This is a genomic window from Streptomyces sp. NPDC096132, assembly GCF_044763345.1.
In the GTDB taxonomy this organism is placed as follows: domain Bacteria; phylum Actinomycetota; class Actinomycetes; order Streptomycetales; family Streptomycetaceae; genus Streptomyces.
In genome coordinates, this window is the sequence record NZ_JBIWGA010000030.1 from 37553 (window position 1) to 64198 (window position 26646).

Annotated in this window: 23 protein-coding genes; 4 read left to right on the forward strand and 19 right to left on the reverse strand. The window is 69.0% G+C overall.

What is annotated here, in order from left to right; genetic code table 11:
- Positions 1-112: 112 nt before the first annotated feature.
- From nuoN to ACIRF9_RS43580, 14 genes are read right to left on the reverse strand one after another with little or no spacing between them, the layout of a single operon-like run.
- Positions 113-1762, reverse strand: coding sequence for an NADH-quinone oxidoreductase subunit NuoN (gene nuoN / locus ACIRF9_RS43515; RefSeq protein WP_403834462.1), 1650 nt, complete (start codon positions 1760-1762; stop codon positions 113-115).
- Positions 1759-3330, reverse strand: a complete 1572-nt coding sequence (locus ACIRF9_RS43520; RefSeq protein WP_403834464.1) for an NADH-quinone oxidoreductase subunit M — start codon at positions 3328-3330, stop codon at positions 1759-1761. The genes nuoN and ACIRF9_RS43520 overlap by 4 nt, the downstream gene beginning before the upstream one ends.
- A gap of 5 nt (positions 3331-3335) precedes the next feature.
- Positions 3336-5273, reverse strand: a complete 1938-nt coding sequence (gene nuoL, locus ACIRF9_RS43525; protein WP_403834467.1) for an NADH-quinone oxidoreductase subunit L — start codon at positions 5271-5273, stop codon at positions 3336-3338.
- Between the two features lie 15 nt (positions 5274-5288).
- Entirely contained in the window at positions 5289-5588 is a 300-nt protein-coding gene (gene nuoK, locus ACIRF9_RS43530) for an NADH-quinone oxidoreductase subunit NuoK (protein ID WP_003974374.1), read from the reverse strand.
- Positions 5585-6436: an NADH-quinone oxidoreductase subunit J gene (locus ACIRF9_RS43535; RefSeq protein ID WP_403834469.1), complete on the reverse strand. Its 852-nt coding sequence runs from the start codon at positions 6434-6436 to the stop codon at positions 5585-5587. Before ACIRF9_RS43535 ends, nuoK begins: the two co-directional genes overlap by 4 nt.
- On the reverse strand, positions 6433-7035 hold the full coding sequence (nuoI, locus tag ACIRF9_RS43540) for an NADH-quinone oxidoreductase subunit NuoI (protein ID WP_403834471.1): 603 nt from the start codon (positions 7033-7035) through the stop codon (positions 6433-6435). Before nuoI ends, ACIRF9_RS43535 begins: the two co-directional genes overlap by 4 nt.
- Positions 7028-8389 carry an NADH-quinone oxidoreductase subunit NuoH gene (gene nuoH, locus ACIRF9_RS43545; RefSeq protein ID WP_403834474.1) on the reverse strand — a complete coding sequence of 454 codons (1362 nt, stop codon included), beginning with the start codon at positions 8387-8389 and terminating at the stop codon, positions 7028-7030. The genes nuoI and nuoH overlap by 8 nt, the downstream gene beginning before the upstream one ends.
- Entirely contained in the window at positions 8386-10890 is a 2505-nt protein-coding gene (locus tag ACIRF9_RS43550) for an NADH-quinone oxidoreductase subunit G (RefSeq protein ID WP_403834477.1), read from the reverse strand. The genes nuoH and ACIRF9_RS43550 overlap by 4 nt, the downstream gene beginning before the upstream one ends.
- Positions 10887-12236, reverse strand: coding sequence for an NADH-quinone oxidoreductase subunit NuoF (gene nuoF, locus ACIRF9_RS43555; protein ID WP_403834480.1), 1350 nt, complete (start codon positions 12234-12236; stop codon positions 10887-10889). Before nuoF ends, ACIRF9_RS43550 begins: the two co-directional genes overlap by 4 nt.
- Positions 12233-13144 carry an NADH-quinone oxidoreductase subunit NuoE gene (nuoE, locus tag ACIRF9_RS43560; protein ID WP_403834483.1) on the reverse strand — a complete coding sequence of 304 codons (912 nt, stop codon included), beginning with the start codon at positions 13142-13144 and terminating at the stop codon, positions 12233-12235. Before nuoE ends, nuoF begins: the two co-directional genes overlap by 4 nt.
- The gene (locus ACIRF9_RS43565; protein ID WP_403834486.1) at positions 13141-14478 is read right to left on the reverse strand and encodes an NADH-quinone oxidoreductase subunit D; all 1338 of its coding nucleotides are present in this window, start codon (positions 14476-14478) and stop codon (positions 13141-13143) included. The genes nuoE and ACIRF9_RS43565 overlap by 4 nt, the downstream gene beginning before the upstream one ends.
- The gene (locus ACIRF9_RS43570; RefSeq protein WP_403834488.1) at positions 14475-15275 is read right to left on the reverse strand and encodes an NADH-quinone oxidoreductase subunit C; all 801 of its coding nucleotides are present in this window, start codon (positions 15273-15275) and stop codon (positions 14475-14477) included. The genes ACIRF9_RS43565 and ACIRF9_RS43570 overlap by 4 nt, the downstream gene beginning before the upstream one ends.
- Positions 15272-15826: an NADH-quinone oxidoreductase subunit B family protein gene (locus ACIRF9_RS43575; RefSeq protein WP_055635348.1), complete on the reverse strand. Its 555-nt coding sequence runs from the start codon at positions 15824-15826 to the stop codon at positions 15272-15274. The genes ACIRF9_RS43570 and ACIRF9_RS43575 overlap by 4 nt, the downstream gene beginning before the upstream one ends.
- Before the next feature lie 13 nt (positions 15827-15839).
- Positions 15840-16199: an NADH-quinone oxidoreductase subunit A gene (locus ACIRF9_RS43580; RefSeq protein WP_007383963.1), complete on the reverse strand. Its 360-nt coding sequence runs from the start codon at positions 16197-16199 to the stop codon at positions 15840-15842.
- Positions 16200-16923: 724 nt separating this feature from the next.
- Here ACIRF9_RS43580 and ACIRF9_RS43585 point away from each other — a divergent pair.
- Complete coding sequence (locus ACIRF9_RS43585; RefSeq protein WP_403834490.1) at positions 16924-17742, forward strand: C40 family peptidase; 819 nt, start codon at positions 16924-16926, stop codon at positions 17740-17742.
- Between the two features lie 72 nt (positions 17743-17814).
- Here ACIRF9_RS43585 and ACIRF9_RS43590 read toward each other — a convergent pair whose 3' ends face one another.
- Entirely contained in the window at positions 17815-19134 is a 1320-nt protein-coding gene (locus tag ACIRF9_RS43590; protein ID WP_403834491.1) for a geranylgeranyl reductase family protein, read from the reverse strand.
- A 97-nt stretch (positions 19135-19231) separates the two neighbouring features.
- On the opposite strand from ACIRF9_RS43590, the gene ACIRF9_RS43595 reads away from it, so the two are divergent.
- Both ACIRF9_RS43595 and ACIRF9_RS43600 read left to right on the forward strand, forming a co-directional pair.
- A complete protein-coding gene (locus ACIRF9_RS43595; protein WP_403834494.1) occupies positions 19232-19747 on the forward strand; it encodes a GNAT family N-acetyltransferase in 516 nt (171 codons plus the stop codon).
- Positions 19748-19892: 145 nt separating this feature from the next.
- Positions 19893-20207: a PASTA domain-containing protein gene (locus ACIRF9_RS43600; protein WP_403834496.1), complete on the forward strand. Its 315-nt coding sequence runs from the start codon at positions 19893-19895 to the stop codon at positions 20205-20207.
- 244 nt (positions 20208-20451) lie between these two features.
- On the opposite strand, the gene ACIRF9_RS43605 is transcribed toward ACIRF9_RS43600, so the two are convergent.
- The 4 genes from ACIRF9_RS43605 to ACIRF9_RS43620 all read right to left on the reverse strand — a co-directional run bounded on the left by ACIRF9_RS43605 (position 20452) and on the right by ACIRF9_RS43620 (position 25254).
- Complete coding sequence (locus tag ACIRF9_RS43605) at positions 20452-21147, reverse strand: demethylmenaquinone methyltransferase (protein WP_403834499.1); 696 nt, start codon at positions 21145-21147, stop codon at positions 20452-20454.
- 44 nt (positions 21148-21191) lie between these two features.
- Complete coding sequence (locus tag ACIRF9_RS43610; RefSeq protein WP_403834502.1) at positions 21192-22367, reverse strand: acyltransferase; 1176 nt, start codon at positions 22365-22367, stop codon at positions 21192-21194.
- A gap of 87 nt (positions 22368-22454) precedes the next feature.
- Entirely contained in the window at positions 22455-24842 is a 2388-nt protein-coding gene (locus tag ACIRF9_RS43615) for a bifunctional polysaccharide deacetylase/glycosyltransferase family 2 protein (RefSeq protein ID WP_403834505.1), read from the reverse strand.
- 19 nt (positions 24843-24861) lie between these two features.
- Positions 24862-25254, reverse strand: coding sequence for a hypothetical protein (locus ACIRF9_RS43620; protein ID WP_403834507.1), 393 nt, complete (start codon positions 25252-25254; stop codon positions 24862-24864).
- Positions 25255-25561: 307 nt separating this feature from the next.
- Here ACIRF9_RS43620 and ACIRF9_RS43625 point away from each other — a divergent pair, with 307 nt between their 5' ends.
- Positions 25562-26599 carry a chitinase gene (locus tag ACIRF9_RS43625; protein WP_403834510.1) on the forward strand — a complete coding sequence of 346 codons (1038 nt, stop codon included), beginning with the start codon at positions 25562-25564 and terminating at the stop codon, positions 26597-26599.
- Positions 26600-26646: the final 47 nt, after the last annotated feature.

A 26646-nucleotide genomic window follows, 5' to 3' on the forward strand; every position in this document is an offset into this window, starting at 1 on the left:
GTTATCCACAGGCCCGTTCGGGTCACCCTGTGTATAACTCCCGTCGCCCGAAGACGGCGGTGGGCCCGGTCCTCTCCCAGGGACCGGGCCCATCGCGTGTGCACCGCTCAGGTCAGCGCACGAACACCCCGGCCTGGTTCGCCAGGTCCAGGAAGTACTGCGGTGCCACACCGAGCACCAGTGTGACCGCGACGCCCACGCCGATCGCCGCCATCGTCAGCGGCGACGGGACGGCGACGGTCGGGCCCTCGGGCTTCGGCTCGCTGAAGAACATCAGCACGATCACGCGGATGTAGAAGAACGCGGCGATCGCCGAGGAGATCACACCGACCACGACCAGCGGCGCGGCCCCGCCCTCGGCGGCCGCCTTGAACACGGCGAACTTCCCGGCGAACCCGGAGGTCAGCGGGATACCGGCGAAGGCCAGCAGGAACACCGCGAACACGGCCGCCACCAGCGGTGAGCGCCGGCCGAGCCCCGCCCACTTGGACAGGTGCGTCGCCTCGCCGCCCGCGTCGCGGACGAGCGTGACCACCGCGAACGCGCCGATCGTCACGAAGGAGTACGCGGCCAGGTAGAAGAGGACGGACGAGACGCCGTCGGGGGTGGTCGCGATGACACCCGCGAGGATGAATCCGGCGTGCGCGATCGACGAGTACGCCAGCAGCCTCTTGATGTCGGTCTGGGTGATCGCGACGATCGCTCCGCCCAGCATGGTGATGATCGCGACGCCCCACATGACCGGCCGCCAGTCCCAGCGCAGGCCGGGCAGGACGACGTAGAGGACGCGCAGCAGGGCGCCGAAGGCGGCCACCTTGGTCGCCGCGGCCATGAAGCCGGTGACCGGCGTGGGCGCGCCCTGGTAGACGTCGGGCGTCCACATGTGGAACGGCACCGCGCCCACCTTGAACAGCAGGCCCATGACGATCATCGCGGTGCCGATGAGCAGCAGCGCGTCGTTGCCCATGGTGTCGGCGAGCGCCGGGTTGACGTTCTTCACGGTGCCGTCGACGACCTGCGAGATCGTCGCGTACGACACGGAGCCGGCGTACCCGTACAGCAGGGCGATGCCGAAGAGGGTGAACGCGGAGGCGAACGCGCCGAGCAGGAAGTACTTGACCGCGGCCTCCTGCGACATGAGCCGCTTGCGGCGGGCCAGGGCGCACAGCAGGTACAGCGGGAGCGAGAAGACTTCCAGGGCGATGAAGAGGGTCAGCAGGTCGTTGGCCGACGGGAAGACCAGCATGCCGGCGACCGCGAACAGCAGCAGCGGGAAGACCTCGGTGGTGGTGAAACCGGCCTTGACCGCGGCTTTCTCGCTGTCGCTGCCGGGTACGGAGGCCGCCTGGGCGGCGAAGGAGTCGACCCGGTTGCCGTGCGCCTCGGGGTCGAGGCGGCGTTCGGCGAAGGTGAACAGGCCGACGAGGGCGGCCAGCAGGATCGTGCCCTGCAGGAAGAGGGCCGGTCCGTCGACCGCGATCGCGCCCATCGCCGCGATGCGTGCCTTCGTGGTGCCGTACCCGTCCGCGGCGAGTGCGACGACCGCGGCGAACGCGGCGGCCAGCGCGACGACGGACACGAACAGTTGTGCGTAGTAGCGGTGCTTGCGCGGCACGAACGCCTCGACGAGCACCCCGACGACCGCCGCGCCGACGACGATCAGGGTGGGCGACAATTGCCCGTATTCGATCTTGGGCGCGTCGATCTTCGCGATCGGCTCGGCCGCAGTTGTCCACAGGCTGTGGACGGCTGATGCGCTCACTTGGCCGCCTCCACCTCGGGCCGGGGGTCCTTCTCATGTACGTCGGACAGGGTCTGCTGGACCGCCGGATTGACGATGTCCGTGACGGGCTTCGGATAGACGCCCAGGAAGATCAGCAGCACGATCAGCGGGGCGACGACCAGTAGCTCACGCGCGCGCAGGTCGGGCATCGCGGAGACCTCGGGTTTCACCGGGCCGGTCATCGTCCGCTGGTAGAGGACGAGGGTGTAGAGCGCGGCGAGCACGATGCCGAAGGTCGCGATGATGCCGATCGCCGGGTAGCGCGCGAACGTGCCGACCAGGACGAGGAACTCGCTCACGAAGGGCGCGAGCCCGGGCAGCGACAGCGTCGCCAGGCCGCCGATCAGGAAGGTGCCGGCCAGCACCGGGGCGACCTTCTGCACTCCGCCGTAGTCGGCGATGAGCCGCGAGCCGCGCCGGGAGATCAGGAAGCCGGCGACCAGCATCAGGGCGGCCGTCGAGATGCCGTGGTTGACCATGTAGAGCGTCGCGCCGGACTGGCCCTGGCTGGTCATCGCGAAGATGCCCATGATGATGAAGCCGAAGTGGGAGATCGACGCGTACGCCACCAGCCGCTTGATGTCGCGCTGGCCGACGGCGAGCAGCGCGCCGTAGATGATGCTGATCAGCGACAGGACGAGGATGGCGGGCGTCGCCCACTTGCTGGCCTCCGGGAACAGCTGGAGGCAGAAGCGGAGCATCGCGAAGGTGCCCACCTTGTCGACCACCGCCGTGATCAGGACGGCGACCGGGGCGGTGGCCTCCCCCATCGCGTTGGGCAGCCAGGTGTGCAGCGGCCACAGCGGCGCCTTCACCGCGAAGGCGAAGAAGAAGCCGAGGAACAGCCAGCGTTCGGTGTTCGTCGCCATCTCCAGCGAGCCGCTGGCCCGGGCCTCGGCGATCTCCGTGAGCGAGAAGCTCCCGGCCACCACGTACAGCCCGATCACCGCGGCCAGCATGATCAGCCCGCCGACCAGGTTGTAGAGCAGGAACTTCACGGCCGCGTACGACCGTTGCGTCGACGCCGTCTCCTCGCCGTGCTCGTGGGCCCGGTCCCCGAAGCCGCCGATGAGGAAGTACATCGGGATCAGCATGGCTTCGAAGAAGATGTAGAAGAGGAAGACGTCGGTGGCCTCGAAGGAGAGGATCACCATCGCCTCGACGGCCAGGATCAGGGCGAAGAAGCCCTGTGTGGGCCGCCAGCGGCGGCTGCCGGTCTCCAGCGGGTCGGCGTCGTGCCAGCCCGCCAGGATGATGAACGGGATCAGCAGCGCGGTGAGCGCGATGAGGGCCACCGCGATGCCGTCCACGCCCAGTTCGTAGCGGACCCCGAAGTCCTTGATCCAGGAGTGGGATTCGGTGAGCTGGTAGCGGCTGCCGTCCGGGTCGAAGCGGACCAGGATCGCGATCGCCAGGGCAAGGGTGCCGAGCGAGACGAGCAGGGCGAGCGACTTGGCGGCGTTGCGCCGGGCGGCCGGGACGGCGGCCGTGGCGACCGCCCCGATCGCCGGGAGCGCCGCCGTCGCTGTCAGCAGAGGAAAGGACATCGGTATCAGACCGCCCTCATCAGCAGGGTCGCGGCGATGAGAAGCGCCGCACCGCCGAACATCGAGACCGCGTACGACCGCGCGAAGCCGTTCTGCAGTCGGCGCAGCCGTCCGGAGAGGCCGCCGACCGAGGCCGCCGTGCCGTTGACGACGCCGTCGACCAGGGTGTGGTCGACGTAGACCAGGGAGCGTGTGAGGTGCTCACCGCCGCGGACCAGGACCACGTGGTTGAAGTCGTCCTGGAGCAGGTCGCGGCGGGCGGCCCGGGTGAGCAGCGACCCGCGCGGGGCGACGACCGGGACCGGGCGGCGGCCGTACTGGGCGTAGGCGATGGCCACGCCGATCACCAGGACCACCATCGTGGAGAGGGTGACGGTGAGGGCGCTGACCGGCGAGTTGCCGTGCGAGTGGCCGGTGACCGGTTCGAGCCAGTGCAGGAAGCGGTCGCCGATGCTGAAGAAGCCGCCCGCGAAGACCGACCCGACGGCCAGCACGATCATCGGGATCGTCATGACCCTGGGCGACTCGTGCGGGTGCGGCTCGTGCCCGTGGCCCGCGGCGGAGCCGCTGTCAGACGCCGTGGGCTGCCAGCGCTTCTCGCCGAAGAACGTCATCAGCATCACCCGCGTCATGTAGTACGCGGTGATGGCCGCGCCCAGCAGGGCGCATCCGCCGAGGATCCAGCCCTCGGTGCCGCCCTTGGCGAAGGCCGCCTCGATGATCTTGTCCTTGGAGAAGAAGCCGGACAGGCCCGGGAAGCCGATGATGGCGAGGTAGCCGAGGCCGAAGGTGATGAAGGTGATCGGCATGTACTTCCGCAGGCCGCCGTACTTCCTCATGTCGACCTCGTCGTTCATGCCGTGCATGACCGATCCGGCGCCGAGGAACAGCCCGGCCTTGAAGAAGCCGTGCGTCACCAGGTGCATGATCGCGAAGACGTAACCGATGGGGCCGAGGCCCGCGGCCAGCACCATGTAGCCGATCTGCGACATCGTCGAGCCGGCCAGGGCCTTCTTGATGTCGTCCTTCGCGCAACCGACGATCGCACCGAAGAGGAGCGTGACGGCTCCGACGACCGTGACGACGAGCTGGGCGTCGGGCGCGCCGTTGAAGATGGCCGCGGAGCGGACGATCAGATAGACGCCGGCGGTCACCATGGTCGCCGCGTGGATGAGGGCGGAGACCGGGGTCGGGCCCTCCATGGCGTCCCCGAGCCAGGACTGCAGCGGCACCTGGGCCGACTTGCCGCAGGCCGCGAGGAGCAGCATCAGGGCGATGGCGGTGAGCCTGCCCTCCGTGGCGTCACCGGCGAGACCCGGCTCTTCCTCCGTGCCGAGCAGCGGGCCGAAGGCGAAGGTCCCGAAGGTGGTGAACATCAGCATGATGGCGATCGACAGACCCATGTCGCCGACGCGGTTGACCAGGAAGGCCTTCTTCGCCGCGGTGGCCGCGCTGGGCTTGTGCTGCCAGAAGCCGATGAGCAGGTAGGAGGCGAGACCGACGCCCTCCCAGCCGACGTACAGCAGCAGGTAGTTGTCGGCGAGGACGAGCAGCAGCATCGCCGCGAGGAACAGATTGAGGTAGCCGAAGAAGCGGCGGCGCCGCTCGTCGTGCTCCATGTACCCGACCGAGTACAGGTGGATCAGCGAGCCGACGCCCGTGATCAGCAGCACGAACGTCATCGACAGCTGGTCCAGGCGGAAGGCGACGTCCGCCTGGAAGCCCTCGACCGGGATCCAGGTGTACAGGTGCTGGGTGAGCGTCCGGTCGTCGGCGCTCCTGCTGAGCAGGTCGCCGAAGAGGACGAGGCCGAACACGAAGGAGACGGCCGCGAGGAGCGTGCCGATCCAGTGGCCGACGGTGTCGAGCCGGCGGCCGCCGACCAGGAGGACGGCCGCTCCGAGCAGGGGCGCCGCGATCAGCAGCGCGATCAGGTTCTCCACGATTCTTCCGACCCCTTACAGCTTCATCAGGCTGGCGTCGTCGACCGAGGCCGAGTGGCGGGAACGGAACAGCGACACGATGATCGCGAGTCCCACCACGACCTCCGCGGCGGCGACGACCATCGTGAAGAAGGCGATGATCTGGCCGTCGAGATTGCCGTGCATCCGGGAGAAGGCGACGAACGCGAGGTTGCAGGCGTTGAGCATCAGCTCGATGCACATGAACACGACGATCGCGTTGCGCCTGATCAGCACGCCCGTCGCGCCGATCGTGAACAACAGCGCGGCGAGGTAGAGGTAGTTGACCGGGTTCACTTCGACGCCTCCTCGGTCCGCCGGGAGTTCCGCTTGAGCTGCGGCGGCTCGGTCGCGCCCCGCTCCAGGCGGTCCTCGGCGCGCTGTTCCAGCGCCTTGAGGTCGTTCAGCGCCTCGGTGGACACGTCACGGATCTGGCCGCGCTCGCGCAGCGTGCTGCTGACCGTGAGCTCCGACGGGGTGCCGTCGGGCAGCAGGCCCGCGATGTCCACGGCGTTGTGCCGCGCGTACACGCCGGGCGCGGGCAACGGCGGTACGTGCTTGCCTTCGCGGACGCGCTGTTCGGCCAGCTCCCGCTGGGTCTTGGCGCGCTCGGTGCGCTCGCGGTGGGTGAGCACCATGGCGCCGACGGCGGCCGTGATCAGCAGGGCGCCGGTGATTTCGAAGGCGAAGACGTACTTGGTGAAGATGAGGGCGGCGAGGCCCTCCACGTTGCCGTTCGCGTTGGCCTGGGAGAGGCCGGTGAACTCCGTCAGGGAGGCGTTGCCGATGCCGGCGATCAGCAGGATGCCGAAGCCGAGGCCGCACACCAGGGCCAGCCACCGCTGGCCCTTGATGGTCTCCTTCAGGGAGTCCGCCGCGGTGACACCGACGAGCATCACCACGAACAGGAACAGCATCATGATCGCGCCGGTGTAGACGACGATCTGCACGATGCCCAGGAAGTAGGCGCCGTTGGCCAGGTAGAAGATCGCCAAGATGATCATGGTGCCGGCCAGGCAGAGCGCGCTGTGCACGGCCCTCTTCATGAAGACGGTGCACAGGGCGCCGATCACCGCGACGGTGCCGAGGACCCAGAACTGGAAGGCCTCGCCGGTGGAGGTGGAGTACGCGGCGAGCTGGCTCATGCCTCCACCTCCTCTTCGGAGGGCTTCTCACCCTTGGAGACGGCCACCTGGCGCTCGGTACCGGGCGCGGCCTCGGTGACCAGGCCCCGGTAGTAGTCCTGCTCGTCCGTCCCCGGGTAGATCGCGTGCGGCGTGTCGACCATGCCGTCCTCGAGGCCGGCCAGCAGCTGCTCCTTGGTGTAGATCAGGTTGGCGCGGCTGGAGTCGGCGAGCTCGAACTCGTTCGTCATCGTCAACGCGCGCGTGGGGCACGCCTCGATGCACAGGCCGCACAGGATGCAGCGGGCGTAGTTGATCTGATAGACGCGCCCGTACCGCTCGCCCGGCGAGTAGCGCTCCTCGTCGGTGTTGTCCGCGCCCTCGACGTAGATCGCGTCCGCGGGGCAGGCCCAGGCGCACAGCTCGCAGCCGACGCATTTCTCCAGGCCGTCCGGATGGCGGTTGAGCTGGTGCCGTCCGTGGAACCGCGGAGCCGTGGTCTTCTTCTGCTCCGGGTACTGCTCGGTCAGCCGCTTCTTGAACATGGCCTTGAAGGTCACGCCGAAGCCGGCCACGGGGTTCTGGAAACCGGGCTTGGTCTCCTTGGGCTCCTCAGCCATCGGACGCCTCCTTTCCATCCAGCGATCCGTCACTGACAGTGTCCGACCCGCCACTGACAATCAGCTCCCGCTCCCGGCGCGGACTGCGCCTGGGCACCGGCGGAAGCTCCTGTCCGGGCAGCGGCGGTACGGGGAACCCGCCCGCCATCGGGTCGAACCCGGCGGGCTCGGCGGGCGCCTGCGCCTCCTTCGCTCCGCCGCGGAACATGTCCACGAGGAAGGACAGCAGCAGCAGGACCAGGACACCGCCACCGACGTAGAGGGCGATGTCGGCGAAGTCGTAGTTCTCGTTGCGCAGGGTCCGCACGGTCGCGACGAGCATCAGCCACGTCACCGACACCGGGATGAGGACCTTCCAGCCGAGCTTCATCAGCTGGTCGTAGCGGACGCGGGGGAGCGTGCCGCGCAGCCAGATGAAGAAGAACAGCAGCAGCTGCACCTTGACGACGAACCAGAGCATCGGCCACCAGCCGTGGTTCGCGCCCTCCCAGAAGGCGCTGATCGGCCAGGGTGCCCGCCAGCCGCCGAGGAAGAGCGTGGTCGCCACGGCCGAGACCGTCACCATGTTCACGTACTCGGCGAGCATGAACATCGCGAACTTGATCGACGAGTACTCGGTGTTGAAGCCGCCGACCAGGTCGCCCTCGGACTCCGGCATGTCGAACGGGGCACGGTTGGTCTCGCCGACCATCGTGACGATGTAGATGATGAACGAGACCGGCAGCAGGAGGATGTACCAGCGGTCCTGCTGCTGTTCGACGATCGTCGACGTCGACATCGACCCCGAGTAGAGGAACACGGAGGCGAACGCGGCGCCCATGGCGATCTCGTACGAGATCATCTGGGCGCAGGAGCGCAGGCCGCCCAGCAGCGGGTAGGTGGATCCGGAGCTCCAGCCCGCCAGGACGATGCCGTAGATGCCGACCGAGGCGACGGCGAGGATGTAGAGCACCGCGATCGGCAGGTCGGTGAGCTGCATCGTGGTGCGCGTGCCGAAGATCGAGATCTCGTTGCCGGCCGGGCCGAAGGGGATCACCGCGATCGCCATGAAGGCCGGGATGGCCGCGACGATCGGCGCGAGGACGTACACCACCTTGTCGGCGCGCTTGACGATGACGTCTTCCTTGAGCATCAGCTTGATGCCGTCGGCGAGCGACTGGAGCATGCCCCAGGGCCCGTGCCGGTTGGGGCCGATGCGCAACTGCATCCAGGCGACGACCTTGCGCTCCCACACGATGGAGAACAGCACGGTCACCATCAGGAAGGCGAAGCAGAACACCGCCTTGATCACGACCAGCCACCAGGGGTCGCGGCCGAACATCGAGAGGTCTTCAGCGGCGAGGTACGGGCTCATGCCTCCACCTCCTTGGGGGCTTCGGCGGCCGGCGTCGCCGGACCGATGCGGACGAGGGAGCCGGGCGTGGCCCCGGTGTCGGAGGCGACGCCCCCGCCGGTGGAGTTCAGCGGGAGCCAGACCACCCGGTCGGGCATCTCGGTGATCCGCAGCGGGAGTTCGACCACTCCGTGGGAGCCGGTCACGGCAAGGAGTTCGCCGTCCTTGACGCCCGCTTCGGCGGCCGTGGCGGCCGACACGCGTGCGCGTGCGGCGTGCCGCGTCCCGGCGAGCGCCTCGTCGCCCTCCTGGAGGACGCCCTGGTCGAGCAGCAGCCGGTGCCCTGCCAGTACGGCCTCCCCCGCGGCGGGCCTCGGCAGCACCCCCGACGTCTCCAGGGGTTCGGTGCCGCGCGGGCCGTCCCAGGCGCCGAGCCGGTCCAGCTCCGCGCGCGCGGTGCGCAGGTCCGGCAGACCCAGGTGGACGTCCATGGCGTCGGCGAGCATCTGCAGCACGCGCGCGTCGGACGAGGCCAGGCGGCGGGTCATCTGGTCGGGCTTGAGCGCGGCCTCGAAGAAGCGGACCCGGCCTTCCCAGTTGAGGAAGGCGCCGGCCTTCTCGGCGACCGCCGCGACGGGCAGGACGACGTCCGCGAGCCGCGTGACCTCGCCGGGCCGCTGCTCCAGCGACACCACGAAGCCCGCCTCGGCGAGCGCCTCACGCGCGCGTGCCGGATCGGGCAGGTCGGCGACCTCCACGCCCGCGACGAGCAGCGCCTGCAGTTCGCCGCCCGCGGCGGCCTCGACGATCGCCGCGGTGTCGCGGCCGTAGCGGTGCGGGAGTTCGGCGAGCCCCCAGGCGGCCGCGACCTCCTCCCGCGCGCGCGGGTCGGTGGCCGGGCGCCCGCCCGGCAGCAGCGACGGCAGCGCACCCGCCTCGATCGCGCCCCGCTCCCCCGCCCGGCGCGGGATCCACACCAGCGAGGCCCCGGTGGCGTTGGCGGCCCGTACGGCGGCCGTCAGGCCTCCGGACACACCCGCCAGCCTCTCCCCTACGACGATCACCGCGCCCTCGGTGCGCAGCGCCTCGGCGGCCCTGCTGCCCGACTCCTCCAGGCCGACGCCACCGGCGAGCGCGTCCAGCCACTCGGTCTCGGTGCCCGGAGCGGCCGGCAGCAGGGTCCCGCCCGCCTTCTCCAGGCCGCGCGTGGCGTGCGTGGCCAGCGAGAACACCTTCTGTCCGTGCTTGCGCCAGGCCTTGCGCAGCCTCAGGAAGACGCCGGGCGCCTCCTCCTCGGACTCGAACCCGACCAGCAGGACGGCGGGCGCCTTCTCCAGCGAGGTGTACGTGACGCCCGTACCGTCGAGGTCACGGCCCCGGCCGGCCACCCGTGCCGCCAGGAAGTCGGCTTCCTCGGTGCTGTGCACACGCGCGCGGAAGTCGATGTCGTTGGTGGCGAGCGCGACGCGCGCGAACTTGCTGTACGCGTACGCGTCCTCGATGGTGAGCCGGCCACCGGTGAGCACGCCGGTCCTGCCGCGCGAGGCGAGCAGCCCCTGCGCGGCGATCTGCAGCGCCTCCGGCCAGGACGCCGGTTCCAGGTCGCCCTCCGCGTTGCGCACCAGGGGCGTCTCGAGCCGGTCGCGCTGCTGCGCGTACCGGAACGCGAACCGCCCCTTGTCGCAGATCCACTCCTCGTTGACCTCGGGGTCCGGAGCCGCCAGGCGCCGCATGACCTTGCCGCGCCGGTGGTCGGTGCGGGTGGCGCAGCCGCCGGAGCAGTGTTCGCACACCGAGTGCGAGGAGACCAGGTCGAAGGGGCGGGAGCGGAATCGGTACGCCGCCGAGGTCAGCGCGCCCACCGGGCAGATCTGGATGGTGTTGCCGGAGAAGTACGACTCGAACGGGTCGCCCTCACCGGTGCCGACCTGCTGCAGCGCGCCCCGCTCGATCAGCTCGATCATCGGGTCGCCGGCGACCTGGTTGGAGAACCGGGTGCAGCGGGCGCACAGCACGCACCGCTCGCGGTCGAGCAGCACCTGTGTGGAGATCGGGACGGGCTTCTGGTAGGTCCGCTTGCGGCCCTCGAAGCGGGACTCGGCGTTGCCGTGCGACATCGCCTGGTTCTGCAGGGGGCACTCGCCGCCCTTGTCGCAGACCGGGCAGTCCAGCGGGTGGTTGATGAGGAGCAGCTCCATCACACCGTGCTGGGCCTTCTCGGCGGCCGGCGAGGTGAGGTGGGTCTTCACCACCATCCCGTCCGTGCAGGTGATGGTGCAGGACGCCATCGGCTTGCGCTGGCCCTCGACCTCGACGATGCACTGGCGGCAGGCGCCGGCCGGGTCGAGGAGGGGGTGGTCGCAGAAGCGGGGGATCTCGATGCCGAGCTGCTCGGCGGCCCGGATGACCAGGGTGCCCTTGGGCACGCTGATCTCCGCGCCGTCGATCGTCAGCGTCACGAGGTCCTCCGGCGGGACCGCCGCCTCTCCCCCTCCCGTGGGAGCGCTGGTGGTCACGGTCATGCGTTCACCTCCGGGCGGTCGGCCCAGGCCGTCGACTTCGCCGGGTCGAAGGGACAGCCCCGGCCGGTGATGTGCTGCTCGTACTCCTCGCGGAAGTACTTGAGCGAGGAGAAGATCGGCGAGGCGGCGCCGTCGCCGAGGGCGCAGAACGACTTGCCGTTGATGTTGTCGGCGATGTCGTTCAGCTTGTCGAGGTCGGACATCGCGCCCTTGCCGGCCTCGATGTCACGCAGCAACTGCACGAGCCAGTAGGTGCCTTCGCGGCACGGGGTGCACTTGCCGCAGGACTCGTGGGCGTAGAACTCGGTCCAGCGGGTCACGGCACGCACCACGCAGGTCGTCTCGTCGAAGCACTGCAGAGCTTTGGTGCCGAGCATGGAACCCGCGGCACCCACTCCTTCGTAGTCAAGAGGGACGTCGAGGTGCTCGTCGGTGAACATCGGGGTCGAGGAGCCGCCCGGCGTCCAGAACTTCAGGCGGTGGCCCGGTCGCATGCCGCCGCTCATCTCGAGGAGTTGACGGAGGGTGATGCCGAGCGGGGCCTCGTACTGGCCGGGGCTGGCGACATGGCCGCTGAGCGAGTAGAGCGTGAAGCCCGGGGACTTCTCGCTGCCCATCGACCTGAACCATTCTTTCCCGTTTTGCAGGATCGCGGGAACTGACGCGATCGACTCGACGTTATTCACCACAGTCGGGCACGCATAGAGGCCCGCGACGGCAGGGAAAGGGGGACGCAGCCGCGGTTGACCACGGCGGCCTTCGAGGGAGTCCAGCAGCGCGGTCTCCTCACCGCAGATGTACGCGCCCGCGCCCGCGTGCACGGTGAGTTCGAGGTCGAGTCCGCTGCCCAGGATGTTCTCGCCGAGGTAGCCCGCCTCGCGGGCCTCGCGCACGGCCTCGTGCAACCGCCGCAGAACGGGGACGACTTCACCACGCAGATAGATGAAGGCATGCGACGACCTGATGGCATAACACGCGATCACAATGCCCTCGATGAGGCTATGCGGGTTCGCGAAGAGGAGCGGGATGTCCTTGCAGGTGCCCGGCTCCGATTCGTCGGCGTTGACAACTAGATAGTGCGGTTTTCCATCACCCTGGGGAATGAACTGCCATTTCATTCCCGTCGGGAATCCCGCGCCGCCGCGCCCGCGCAGACCGGAGTCCTTGACGTACGCGATCACTTCGTCCGGGGACATGGCGAGCGCCTTGCGGAGCCCCTCGTATCCTTCGTGCCTTCGGTAGACGTCCAGCGACCAGGACCTCTCCTCGTCCCAGAAGGCCGACAGCACGGGTGCGAGCAGCTTCTCGGGGCTGCTGCCTTTCAGCTCGGGTGCCAAGGTCATCACTCCCCCTCCTCGGCGATGGGCCCTGCCGGGTGGGCGGGGTCGGAGGCCGATGTGTCCTGCGGCGCGTCATGCGAACTGAGGTGCTCGGCCGGCGACGGCTCGTGCGGTGTCGCGTCGCTCGGCACGCTGTCCTGCGGTCCGGACGCGACCCTGTCCTGCGGTTCGTCGTGCGGCCCGCCGTCCCGCGGGTGGACCACGCGCGCGGCCGGCGTCTCTCCCCTGGACAGGCGGAGGCCCACCAGTGACGCCGGTCCCGCGCTGCCGCTCGCCTCGACGGCGCCGTCCCGCTCGTCGGGGAAGCCCGCCAGGATCCGGGCGGTCTCCTTGAAGGTGCACAGCGGCGCCCCGCGCGTGGGCGAGACGGTGGCTCCGGTCCGCAGGTCGTCCACCAGGCGCTTCGCGCTCTGCACGGTCTGGTTGTCGAAGAACTCCCAGTTGACCATCACGACCGGCGCGAAGTCGCAGGCCGCGTTGCACTCGATGTGCTCCAGGGTGATCTTTCCGTCGTCGGTGGTCTCGCCGTTGCCGACGCCGAGGTACTCCTGGAGCGACTCGAAGATCGCGTCGCCGCCCATCACCGCGCAGAGGGTGTTGGTGCACACCCCCACCTGGTAGTCGCCGCTCGGCCGGCGGCGGTACATGGTGTAGAAGGTGGCGACCGCGGTGACCTCGGCCGTGGTCAGGCCGAGGACGTCCGCGCAGAACTGCATCCCGGTGCGCGTGACGTGTCCCTCCTCCGACTGCACGAGATGCAGCAACGGCAGGAGCGCGGACCGGGAGTCGGGGTAGCGGGCGACGAGCTCGCGCGCGTCCGCCTCCAGCCGGGCCCGGACGTCGTCCGGGTAGGCGGGCGCGGGCAGTTCGGGCATGCCCAGGCTGACGCCCCGCTCGGAAGAAGAGGTGGTCACCGGTCGACGCCTCCCATCACGGGGTCGATGGACGCGACGGCGACGATGACGTCGGCGACCTGGCCGCCCTCGCACATCGCCGCCATGGCCTGCAGGTTGGTGAAGGACGGGTCCCGGAAGTGGACCCGGTAGGGGCGGGTGCCTCCGTCGGAGACGGCGAGCACCCCGAGCTCGCCCTTGGGCGACTCGACCGCCACGTACGCCTGTCCCGGCGGTACGCGGAAGCCCTCGGTGACCAGCTTGAAGTGGTGGATCAGGGCCTCCATGGAGGTGCCCATGATCTTCTTGATGTGGTCGAGGGAGTTGCCCAGACCGTCCGGTCCCAGGGCGAGCTGGGCGGGCCAGGCGATCTTCTTGTCGCCGACCATGACCGGGCCGGGCTGGAGCCGGTCCAGGCACTGCTCGACGATCCTCAGCGACTGCCGCATCTCCTCGAGCCGGATCAGGAAGCGGCCGTAGGAGTCGCAGCTGTCCGCGGTCGGGACGTCGAAGTCGTACGTCTCGTAGTCGCAGTACGGCTGGGACTTGCGCAGGTCGTGCGGCAGACCGGTGGAGCGCAGGATCGGGCCGGTGGCGCCGAGGGCCATGCAGCCGGCCAGGTCGAGGTAGCCGACGTCCTGCATACGGGCCTTGAAGATGGGGTTCCCGGTGGCGAGCTTGTCGTACTCGGGGAGGTTCTTCTTCATCTTCTTCACGAACTCGCGGATCTGGTCCACCGCGCCGGGCGGCAGGTCCTGGGCGAGTCCGCCGGGGCGGATGTACGCGTGGTTCATCCGCAGGCCCGTGATGAGCTCGTAGATGTCGAGGATCATCTCCCGGTCGCGGAAGCCGTAGATCATGATCGTGGTGGCGCCGAGCTCCATGCCGCCGGTGGCGATGCACACCAGGTGGGAGGACATCCGGTTCAGCTCCATCAGGAGCACCCGGATGATCTTGGCTCGCTCGGTGATCTGGTCCTCGATGCCGAGGAGCTTCTCGACGGCGAGACAGTAGGCGGTCTCGTTGAAGAAGGACGTCAGGTAATCCATGCGCGTCACGAACGTGGTGCCCTGCGTCCACGTGCGGTACTCGAGGTTCTTCTCGATGCCGGTGTGGAGGTAGCCGATGCCGCAGCGGGCCTCGGTGACCGTCTCGCCCTCGATCTCCAGGATCAGGCGGAGCACCCCGTGGGTGGAGGGGTGCTGGGGTCCCATGTTCACGACGATGCGCTCGTCGTCGGCGCGTGCCGCGGACTGGACGACCTCGTCCCAGTCGCCACCGGTGACCGTATATACGGTGCCCTCGGTGGTCTCGCGCGCCGAGGCGGCTGAGGCTGCTGACTGCGTGCTGCTCACGAGTACGACCTCCGCTGGTCCGGAGCCGGGATCTGGGCGCCCTTGTACTCGACGGGGATGCCGCCGAGGGGGTAGTCCTTGCGCTGCGGATGGCCCTGCCAGTCGTCCGGCATCATGATCCGCGTCAGGGCCGGGTGACCGTCGAAGACGATCCCGAAGAAGTCGTAGGTCTCGCGCTCGTGCCAGTCGTTGGTCGGGTACACCGGGACCAGGGACGGGATGTGCGGCTCGGCGTCCGGGGCGCTGACCTCCAGGCGGATGAGCCGGTTGTGGGTGATCGAGCGCAGGTGGTAGACGGCGTGCAGCTCGCGCCCCTTGTCGTTGGGGTAGTGCACGCCGCTCACTCCGGTGCAGAGCTCGAAGCGCAGGGCCGGGTCGTCGCGCAGGGTGCGGGCGACGACGGGCAGGTGGGCGCGCTCGATGTGGAAGGTGAGCTCGCCGCGGTCGACGACCGTCTTCTCGATCGCGTTGTCGGGGAGGAGGCCCTGCTCCTCCAGTGCGCCCTCCAGCTCGTCGGCGAGCTCGTCGAACCAGCCGCCGTAGGGCCGAGTGGCCGGGCCGGGCAGGCGGACGGAGCGGACCAGGCCGCCGTAGCCGGAGGTGTCGCCGCCGTTGTTGGCGCCGAACATGCCGCGCTGGACGCGGACCTCCTCGCCGCCCTGGCCTCGCTGGCCGGGGAGGTTGGAGGCGGAGAGGTCCTTCTCGGGGTTCACCCCGTTCGCGGAACCGTTCACGCCGTCGGCGCCCTTCCCGCCGCCGGCGCCGCTCGCGCCGTTGGTGCCGTTCGCGTCGCTCACCGCAGCAGCCCCTTCATCTCGATCGTGGGCAGGGCCTTGAGCGCCGCTTCCTCCGCCTCGCGGGCCGCCTCCTCGGCGTTCACGCCCAGCTTGGAGTTCTGGATCTTGTGATGGAGCTTGAGGATCGCGTCCATCAGCATCTCGGGGCGCGGCGGGCAGCCGGGGAGGTAGATGTCGACGGGGACGATGTGGTCGACGCCCTGGACGATCGCGTAGTTGTTGAACATGCCGCCCGAGGACGCGCACACGCCCATGGAGATGACCCACTTCGGGTTCGGCATCTGGTCGTAGACCTGCCGCAGCACCGGCGCCATCTTCTGGCTGACCCGGCCGGCGACGATCATGAGGTCGGCCTGGCGCGGGGATCCGCGGAAGACCTCCATGCCGAAGCGGGCCAGGTCGTAGCGGCCGGCGCCGGTGGTCATCATCTCGATGGCGCAGCAGGCGAGGCCGAACGTGGCGGGGAAGACGGACGCCTTGCGCACCCAGCCCGCGGCCTGCTCGACGGTGGTCAGCAGGAATCCGCTCGGCAGCTTTTCTTCGAGTCCCATGACTAGTGGCCCCTCAGTCCCATTCCAGGCCGCCGCGCCGCCATACGTACGCGTACGCGACGAAGACGGTGAGCACGAAGAGCAGCATCTCCACGAGCCCGAAGACACCCAGGGCGTCGAAGGTGACGGCCCAGGGGTAGAGGAAGACGATCTCGATGTCGAAGACGATGAAGAGCATCGCCGTCAGGTAGTACTTGATGGGGAAGCGCCCGCCGCCGGCCGGCGTGGGGGTCGGCTCGATACCGCACTCGTAGGCCTCGAGCTTGGCGCGGTTGTACCGCTTCGGCCCGATCAGCGTGGCCATGACCACGGAGAAGATCGCAAAGCCTGCCCCGAGGGCTCCCAGTACGAGGATGGGCGCATACGCGTTCACCGCTCCTCGCTCCTCTCAGTCGGCACTGACTGCTGGCGATGGCGTCGGACTCACATCAGCCCCACCGGTCCCACGAACCTCGCCCGTCCCGACGAAGATCGCGAACATGTGAAGCAGGTCACAAGCCCAACTGCCTCGCATCTTATGCCCGCCACTCTGTGATCTGCGACACGGGGTATTCCACAAGCTTTGTGATCTCCACCACCTGACGAAGGATCATGAAGTCATATCAGCAATGATCTTCGTACTGGAAGCGTCAGAGTGATCACAAGAAGTGACATTTACGCTCGTCACCGCAGGCCGCGAAGGGCGTCTCTATATCAAGAGACTTCCCTTGCATGCAAATTGGCGATGGACGTGACGGCTTGATAGAGGCACGCATTCACACATCAGGGGGAGACCGGGGGCGGGTGTGGACGCGTGCACGCGTTCACGAGCGGAGCGAGGGCGCCGCCGGAGTCGATCTACGCGCGTGACGCGGCCCCACCGGTGACCGTTCCGTGACCTCCGCCACATCGATGAGAGACCTCTGAGAACCGGGCTTGGCCAACGATCCCAACCGGTGGTAGGCCGAGGGCAATTCGGACGTAACAACGAAAGGCCATGATCACAGGCCTGATCGCCCGTGTCCGCAATGTCCGTTACGGCGTCAATAAAGAGTGGCGTGAAGGATGTTCGGAGGCTCCGTTGAACAAATGTGGCGCAGCACACGTTTCTTGAAGGTATGGAGGAGCCCCTGATACCGGTAGGACTCATGTCCCACACCGCTCACATACGCAGCCACCGGAAACCCCGCCGCAGCGCGTCGACGATCGCGATGCGGGCCGGAGTCGCCAGTGGTGTCCTCGGCACGCTGGCCGTCGCCACGGCGGCCGGTTCGGCCAACGCCGCCGAGCCGGTGACCCAGACGCTCGAACTGCCCGTGTTCACGGGCGATCTGGCCGCCCAGGTGGCGCAGTCCGCGGAGGCCACGCAGCAGGCCGCCGCGAACTACCAGCTCGAGGCAGAGCGCGACGCGGCCGCCGCAGCGGCGGCCAAGGAGGCCAAGAAGGACCTCGCGGCCGCCAAGAAGGCCGAAGCGAAGAAGAAGGCCGAGGAGGCCCGTAAGGCCGCCGCCGAGGCCGCCTCCCGTTCCGCGGGACGTTCCACCCTCTCCACCTCCACGACGACCGCCTCGGCGCCCGCCAGCGGCAGCGTGGCCACCGTCATCGCCTTCCTCAAGGCGCAGGTGGGCGACGCGTACGTCCTGGGCGGCACCGGCCCCAACGCGTGGGACTGCTCGGGCCTCGTCCAGGCCGCCTTCAAGCAGGTCGGCGTCGACCTGCCGCGCGTCTCCGAGGACCAGTCGATGTCCGGTACCGATGTCTCCCTGTCCAACCTGCAGGTCGGCGACATCCTCTACTGGGGCGCCAAGGGTTCCGCCTACCACGTGGGCGTCTACATCGGGAACGGCCAGTACCTGGACGCGGCCAACCCCTCCAAGGGTGTCGTCATCCAGCAGCTGTCCGGATACCCGGCGACGGGTGCGGTGCGCGTCCTCTGAGACACGCCGTCACCGCACGCGCACACACGTAAGGGCCGCAGCCGCTCGGGGGCTGCGGCCCTACGCGTCGTCTCAGGCCTTCGGGGCCACCTTGCTCAGGCCGTTGATGATGCGGTCCATCGCGTCGCCGCCCGTCGGATCGGTCAGGTTGGCGAGCATCTTCAGGGTGAACTTCATCAGCAGCGGGTGGGTCAGGCCGCGCTGGGTGGCGATCTTCATGACCTTCGGGTTGCCGATGAGCTTCACGAAGGCTCGGCCCAGCGTGTAGTAGCCGCCGTAGGTGTCGGCGAGGATCCGCGGGTAGCGCTGGAGGGCGAGTTCGCGCTGGGCGGGGGTGGCGCGGGCGTGGGCCTGGACGATGACGTCGGCGGCGATCTGCCCGGACTCCATGGCGTAGGCGATGCCCTCGCCGTTGAAGGGGTTCACCAGGCCGCCGGCGTCACCGACCAGCAACAGGCCCTTGGTGTAGTGGGGCTTGCGGTTGAAGGCCATGGGCAGGGCGGCGCCGCGGATCGGGCCGGTCATGTTTTCGGGGGTGTAGCCCCAGTCCTCCGGCATGGACGCGCACCACGCCTTGAGGACCTCGCGCCAGTCGAGCTCCTTGAAGGAGTCGGAGGTGTTCAGGACGCCGAGACCGACGTTCGACGTGCCGTCGCCCATGCCGAAGATCCAGCCGTAGCCGGGCAGCAGCCGGTCCTCGCCCGGGCCGCGGCGGTCCCACAGCTCCAGCCAGGACTCCAGGTAGTCGTCGTCGTGGCGCGGGGAGGTGAAGTAGGTGCGGACCGCGACGCCCATGGGACGGTCCTCGCGGCGGTGCAGGCCCATCGCCAGCGACAGCCGGGTGGAGTTGCCGTCGGCGGCCACCACCAGCGGGGCGTGGAAGGTGACTTCGCGCTTCTCCTCGCCCACCTTGGCGTGCACGCCGGTGATCCGGCCGGTGCGGTCGTCGACGATCGGGGCGCCGACGTTGCAGCGCTCGTGGAGGCGCGCGCCCGCCTTCTGGGCCTGGCGGGCGAGTTGCTCGTCGAAGTCGTCGCGCTTGCGGACCAGACCGTAGTCGGGGAAGGAGGCGAGATCCGGCCAGTCCAGCTGGAGCCGTACGCCGCCGCCGATGATCCTGAGCCCCTTGTTGCGCAGCCAGCCGGCCTCCTCGGAGATGTCGATGCCCATGGCCACGAGCTGCTTGGTGGCACGCGGGGTGAGGCCGTCGCCGCAGACCTTCTCGCGCGGGAACTCGGTCTTCTCCAGCAGGAGTACGTCGAGTCCGGCCTTGGCGAGGTAGTAGGCGGTCGTGGAACCGGCCGGCCCCGCGCCGACGACGATGACATCGGCGGTGTTCTCGGCGAAACGCTCGGAGGCGGACTCGGCGTGGGGCTCGCTCTCGACGGTCACGGCGGGATCTCCCCAAGTTCGGAATCTACGTGCCGACCGGCACTGGACATGGGCAGTCTATGCAGCAGAATTGATCACCCGGCTGAAGGGCTGCCCCGTGAACCGAGCTCTCCCCGTAGTACGGCTGCGCGTCCCCACGGACGAGGACGCGGTCGCCTGGCACCGGGTCTTCGACCACCCGGACGTCATGGAGTTCCACGGCGGCAGATCCGCCGAGCTCTCCGCCTACGAGGAGCTGACCGCCCGCCAGCGCCGGCACGACGCCGAGCACGGCTTCTGTCTGTGGACGATGCTCGACCAGGACGACAAGGTCATCGGGTTCACGGGCGCCCAGCCGTGGCCCGGGGAGTGGGGTCCCAAGGGCGAGATCGAGATCGGCTGGCGGCTCGGGCGGGAGCACTGGGGGCGGGGGTATGTGACGGCGGCCGCGCAGATGACGCTGGAGCGGGTGCGGTCGGCGGGCGTGCCCGGGGTGGTGGCCATGGTGGACGCGAACAACGCCCGGTCGATCGCCGTCACCCGGCGCCTGGGGATGCGGCTCGCGGAGGTCTTCACGACCCCGGAGTCGAAGCGGGAGGGGCACTGCTACCGGCTGGACCTCCAGCCCCGGTGACACCGCCCTGCCACAGCGCCGGTGACGCTGAGTAGTCGAAAGCCACGGAAAGACACTCAGCGCTTCCGGACGGCACACCCGTGCGGTTACCCTTCCAGTACCGCTGGGGGTGACATCTGTGCTCATACCACCCAAAACACCCGAAGTGCGCGTCCCACGGTTCGTCGGCCTGATGGCCGTGGACGCGCGCGAGGCGGCCACGGCGCACGGCGTGCTGCTGGCCGCTCCGGACCGGCCCGACTTCCACCGAGCCGTGGTCGACTACGTCGTACGGCAGTACCCACCACCCGGGGTGGAGATACCGCGCGGGGCCGTGGTCACCGTGTGGTTCGACTTCGTCGAGGGCGAGGGCGGCGGAGGCGCGGGCGTACGGGAGCCACGTGTGCCGCGACCGGGCGGAGGCGGGCTGCAGCGCGAGCTGGACCGGCCCGGCGATCCCTACGAGCCGCTCGCACTGTAGGCGGCTCGGGCCGGGCGGCTAGGGGGTGTTGTGAAAGTCCCGTGCGGTGCCCGCGGTGTCCGGTGCGTGCCCTGGGGGTCCCCCCGGCCGAAGGCTGGGGGAGTGCCGGACGAAGGCCCTCGTAGCGGAGCTACTTGGGCCTTTGGCCGGTGCGGCGGTGGGGGTACCTCCCGCTCGAGCGAAGCCGAGAGTGGGGGAGCGTGCCGGGCGCCGTGGGCGCTGTGCGGGACTTTCACCACACCCCCTAGGCCTCCTTGAAGCCCCGGTGCAGGGTCACCACCCCGCCGGTGAGGTTGCGCCAGGCCACCTTGGACCAGCCGGCCTTCCGCAGCCGCTCGGCCAGCGCGGGCTGGTCGGGCCAGGCGCGGATGGACTCGGCGAGGTAGACGTACGCGTCCGGGTTCGAGGAGACCGCCCGGGCCACCGGGGGCAGGGCGCGCATCAGGTACTCGGTGTAGACCGTGCGGAAGGGCGCCCAGGTCGGGTGCGAGAACTCGCAGATCACCACCCGGCCGCCGGGCCTGGTCACCCGGTACATCTCGCGCAGGGCCGCGTCGAAGTCCTGCACGTTGCGCAGGCCGAAGGAGATCGTGACGGCGTCGAAGACGTCGTCCTTGAACGGCAGCCGCGTCGCGTCACCGGCCGTGAACGGCAGCCAGGTGTGCTTCTGCTTGCCGACCTGGAGCATGCCGAGGGAGAAGTCGCAGGGGACGACGTAGGCGCCGGTCTGCGCGAAGGGCAGGGAGGAGGTGGCCGTGCCCGCGGCAAGGTCCAGGACCTTCTGCGCCGGGCGGGCGTCGACCGCCTTCGCGACCTCCTTGCGCCACCTCCGGTCCTGGCCGAGCGACAGCACGTCGTTCGTCAGGTCGTACCGTTCCGCCACGCGGTCGAACATCGAGGCGACTTCGTGGGGCTGCTTGTTCAGGGAAGCGCGGGTCACGTCGCCATTCTTGCAGCCCACCCCCACGGGACCGCCGCGCACCCTCAGGGAAGAAGGCGCGGCTTCTTCTTCGCCGCCACGTCCTCCACCCACCCGCACAGCAGGACGAACACCGCGATCAGCACCCAGGCGACCCCGAACATGAACCACTGGCTCTCCAGCGGCAGGTACTTCTCGAACGCGGGTACGTTCCAGAACTGGTCGATCAGGGGGACGGCGAGGATCAGGGCGATCTGGTGCCAGAGGTAGATCGTGACCGCGCGCGCGTTGAAGACGGTGACGAGCCGGTTCGTCCGGCGGAAGCGGGTCAGCCGGGCGAAGTCGATCCGGAAGAACGCCTTCGCCCACATCAGCAGCATCACGCAGCCCGCCGACCAGTAGGCCTGGGCGAGCGGGTTCTCGTCCAGGTCGTAGGTGCCGAAGTCGGCCTGGTGGGTGAAGGCGTACCAGCCGCCGAAACCGATCGCCGCGAGCGAGAGCGTGACGACAGCCGCCGGCTTCATCCGCTCCAGGACGCCATCGCGGTGCGCGAAGCCGAGCATCCAGCAGAAGAGGTACGTCGACAGGTCCCACAGGACGGTGCCGAAGCGGTTGTCGGGGCCCGACCAGACGAAGTTCAGGACCAGGATCGGGGTCAGGGAGAGCGCGAGGACCGGGAGGGGAGCGAGGCGGAAGACCCGCAGGAGGAGGGGGGACAACAGGACGAACCAGAGGTATGTGCGCAGGTACCAGAGGATCTCCCAGGCCTGCTCGCCCCAGGCGTTGCCCGGGGGGTCGCCCAGCGGGACGATCCAGTAGACGATCTGCCAGCCCGGCATCCAGTCGTGGATGAGCATGCCGAGGACGACGAAGGCGCCCCAGAACCAGAAAGGGGGGAGGAGGCGGCGGAAGCGGCTCCTCACCACCTTCGGTGCCGGGCGCTCAAGGGACTTTGCCATCAGGGTGCCGGCCAGGCCGAACATGATGCCCATGGAGGGGAAGACCATGCCGGCCCAGGCCCAGCCGAAGGTGTGGTACGTGACGACCCTGATCAGGGCGAGGGCTCTGAGGGTGTCGAAGTAGCGGTCCCTTGCAGGGGGCTTGGACCGGCTGACCTCTGTTGCATCAGCACCCGGCGCTGCAGGCTGTGCCCACCCTCCCCCACTCTCGGCTTCGCTCGAGCGGGGGGACCCCCATCGCCCTGCGGAACGATTGCCCACAGCGGTACCAGCAGTCAGCATGGCCCCGTCAGCGGCAGCAGCCGTACGCACGGCCCCGTCAGCGGCAGCAACCGTGCGCACGGATCCGCCCCGTCGGTGCGATCCCATTCAGCTCACCCCCGCCGGAGTCCCGACCTCTCCGGTCCGCTTCAGTTTTTGCCAGCGGAGGCGGCCGCCGGTGAGGGCGGTGATGCAGGAGTGGATGAGGACGAGGTACATCATCTGGCGGTAGGCCAGTTGCTGGAGCGGCATCATCAGGAGATAGCGGTACTTCTCGCGGTCCAGGCGGAACGCGTACGCCGCGCAGCCCAGCTGCACGCCGAGGACGGCGAACCAGGCCAGCAGGGCCGCCTGGAAGTCGACGAAGATCATCGAGTAGACGGTGAACACGTCGATCAGCGGGGCGAAGACCGGCGTGATGATCTGGAAGAGGACCACCAGAGGCATGCCGACGCGGCCGAAGCGGCCCGAAGGGCCCTTGTCCGTAAGGGACTTGCGGTGCTTCCACAGCGCCTGCATGGTGCCGTAGGACCAGCGGTAGCGCTGGGACCACAGCTGCTTCAGGGAGCCCGGCGCCTCCGTCCAGGCCTTGGCGTGCTCCTGGTAGACGACCTGCCAGCCCGCGCGGTGCATGGCGATGGTGATGTCGGTGTCCTCGGCGAGGGTGTCCTCGCTCATGCCGCCGACCTCCAGCACGGCGTCGCGGCGGAACGCGCCGATCGCGCCGGGGATGGTCGGCATGCAGCGCAGCAGGTCGTACATACGGCGGTCGAGGTTGAAGCCCATCACGTACTCGATGTGCTGCCAGGCGCCGATGACGGTGTTGCGGTTGCCGACCTTGGCGTTGCCGGCGACGGCGCCGACCTTCGGGTCCGCGAAGGGCTGCACCAGCTGGTGCACGGCGTCCGGCTCGAAGACGGTGTCGCCGTCCATCATGATGACGATGTCGTAACTGGCGTTGCGGACACCGTTGTTGAGCGCGGCGGGCTTGCCCGCGTTCTCCTGCCGGATGACCCGGACGTTGTACATGCCGAGCTTGTCGGCGGCGGCGCGCGCGATCTCGGAGGTGCCGTCGGTCGAGCCGTCGTCGACCACGATGACCTCGATCGGATGGGTGCTCTGCGCCAGTGACTCCAGCGTGTTGGCGATGCACTCCTTCTCGTTGTACGCCGGGACGATCACGCTCACCGGGCGGGTGACCGTCGGCCCCCAGCTGAAGCGGCGCTTGTTGCGCAGGCGGTAGTGGCGGCGGGCGAGGATGAGCATCATCCCGAAGCGGCCCATGACCGCCACGCCCACGACCATCAGCCCCACCGACAGCGCCGGGACCGTCCACTCGGCCAGCGCGACCGCCGCGATGAGCGCCTTGCCCTCGTAGAGGGTCACTCCGGAGGCCTCGCGGTGGGCGGCCTGGAGGGGGTTGCGCGCGGCGCTCGTGCCGGTGCCGGCGTTGCCGTTCCCGGCGTTCCCGTTACCCGCGTTGCCGTACCCGGTGCCCTCGCCGTTCGGCACGCCACCGGGCTGCTGGCCGGCCTGCTGTCCCGCCGCGGCCCCCGCGCCGGAACCGGAAGCCTGCTGCCCGCTCGCGTTCGCCGCGCCCGCGCTCTGCCCGGCGTTCTGCTCCTGCAGCACACCGCTGATGGTGGTGAAGGTGTACCCCTTCGCCTTCATCTTCTTGATGTACGTCGGCAGCGCCTTGATGGTCTGCGACCGCTCGCCGCCCGCGTCGTGGAAGAGCACCGAGGCACCCTCGCCGTCGTCCGGCGTGGCCCACTTGATGATCTTCGAGACGCCCGGCTTCTTCCAGTCGTCGCTGTCGGTGTCGACGAAGACACTGGTGTAGCCGTCCTCGCCGAGCTCCTGGTAGACGGGCCAGCTGTAGTTGTCGATGGCATCCGTCTCGGAGGAGTACGGGGCACGGAAGAGCGTGGTGGTGATGCCGGCCGCGCCGGCGAGCGCGAGCTGGGTCTGCTCCATCTCCCGGTCGACGCGGGCGTCGCTCTGGTACGAGAGGTCGACGTGGGTGAAGGTGTGGATGCCCACCTCGTTCCCGTCGTCGACCATGTCCTTCACGATGCTCGGGTAGCGGGAGACCATCGAGCCCACGACGAAGAACGTGCCGGGTACGTCGTACTCCTCGAGGATCTCGAGGACCTTGGGCGTCCAGGTCGGGTTCGGGCCGTCGTCGAAGGTCAGCGCGATCGTCTTGTCCGGGACGGAGACAGTCGTCGCCTGGCCGCCCCGGAAGGTGAGGATCGGGCCGCCGTCGAGGACGTCGTCGGGGACCTTGCTGGAGCTGGCGCCGGTGCGTACGCGCTGGTCGCCGCCGACCTCGGCGCGCAGATAGCCGTCGAGCAGCATCACGCTGGTCAGCGCGAGCAGGAGCAGCAGGGCGAGGATGACACGCGGTTTCTGCAGCGCCGCGGCCTTGCCCGCCGCCCGCTTCATGCGGGTGGGGGCGCGGCGGCGCCCGCGGGAGGGAATCGTCGTGGTCATGGCGGTGGTGGCGGTCCCGTCAGTTGGCGGAGGCGGAGGCGGACGGGGAGGCCGTGCCGGTGGGCAGCGCGGAGGGGGCCGCGCCGCCCGGCGCGCCGACCTCGTAGCCGATGCCTCCGTTGGGGCGGATGCCGCCCCCGGGTCCCTGACGGTTCTGGCCGCCACCGCCGAACGGCAGCAGCGAGGACGGCGTCAGGGACGTGCCCCAGCCCATGAAGGCGGCGCCGAGGACGACCGCGTAGGCGAAGCAGCCCACGCCGAGAAGGATGCCGACACGGCGCAGCAGCTTGGACCTGCGTCCGGAGTTGTCCACGAACACGGGACCGTCGGCGGCGTTGCCGCCGCGTTTGCGACGGCGACCGCGAACGGCGTCATGACTATCGACGGCAGGCTCGGAAGACTCGGAATGCATTCCCCGGATATTAGGGAGTCTTTATGTGTCAGGAACCCGGAAATCCTTGTGAGAGTCCCATGAGAAACTCCTTAACCTGTCTCTTCCCTGAGAGTTTCCCAGAAATCCTGCGCGGACGGCTCCGAATGAGGGAGGGTTGAATGCCCCTCTTGAGGGGGTGATTGTCCGTTTTTGCAGTGGCGTGTCCGTGACGTTCCTGTACGTTCACTGTTCAAAATTTGTGCGTCATCATGTGAGACATTTTCACTTGGAATACGTACTCCTATTTTCCCCTGAGACACAAATCACGAGAGCTGGTGCATGCGCAATGAGGAGTTTCCTGAAGCCGATGGCCGGGCTCAGTTGCCTGTTTGCCCTGGCCACGGCGGGGTGCTCCGCTGGGTCCGACGGGACCACGGACGCGGCGCCCGAGCCACCCGAACAGAGCTCGGCGTCCCCCTCCGCCACGGCTTCGGAGGCGGACTCCTCCGGTACCGCCTACGCCCCGTACGTCAGCGCGACGGAGGCCTCCGACAACGACTCCGCGGGCTCGCCGACGACGTACAACCTGGCCTTCGTCATCTCCGACGGCAGCAGCTGTACGCCGGAGTGGAACGGGGCGAACGCCGTCGACGACTCGACGGTCGCGTCCCGGATCTCGGCGCTGACGGACTCGGGGGCCACCGTCCGCGTCTCGTTCGGCGGGGCCTCCGGCAAGGAGCTGGCGTCGACCTGTGACAGCGCGTCGGCGTTGGCGAAGGCGTACGGCGAGGCGCTCGACGCGGCCGGCTCCACCCAGGCCGACTTCGACATCGAGGGCGACGAGCTGACCGACTCCGACTCGGTGGCCCTGCGCTCGAAGGCGATCGCGCTGCTCCAGGAGGAGCGGTCCGACCTGGAGGTCTCCTTCACGCTCCCGGTGATGCCGTCCGGCCTGGACGACGACAGCATCGCCCTGCTGAACTCCGCGAACAAGTACGACGTCCAGGTCTCCACGGTCAATCTCATGACGATGAACTACGGCGAGTCGTACACCGGGGACATGGGCTCGTACGCGATCACCTCGGCGAAGGCCGCGCAGGCTCAGCTGCGGGACGTGTTCGGCACATCGGACGAGACCGCGTGGAAGGCGATGGCGCTGACCTCGATGCTCGGGACGAACGACGTCGACAACGAGACGTTCTCCTTGGCCGACGCGGCCGAGGTGCGGACGTTCGCCGAGGAGAAGGGGATCGCGTGGGTGTCGATGTGGGCGACGTTCCGGGACCAGCAGTGTGAGGACGGGACGGACACGGACGACGCGCTGACCAACTGCAGTGGGGTGGAGCAGAGTTCGGGGGCGTTCGCGGAGGCGTTCTCGGGGTAGGGCTCGGGGGGTTCGGTTCTGTGCCGAGTGCGGGTCCGTGGGGGCTG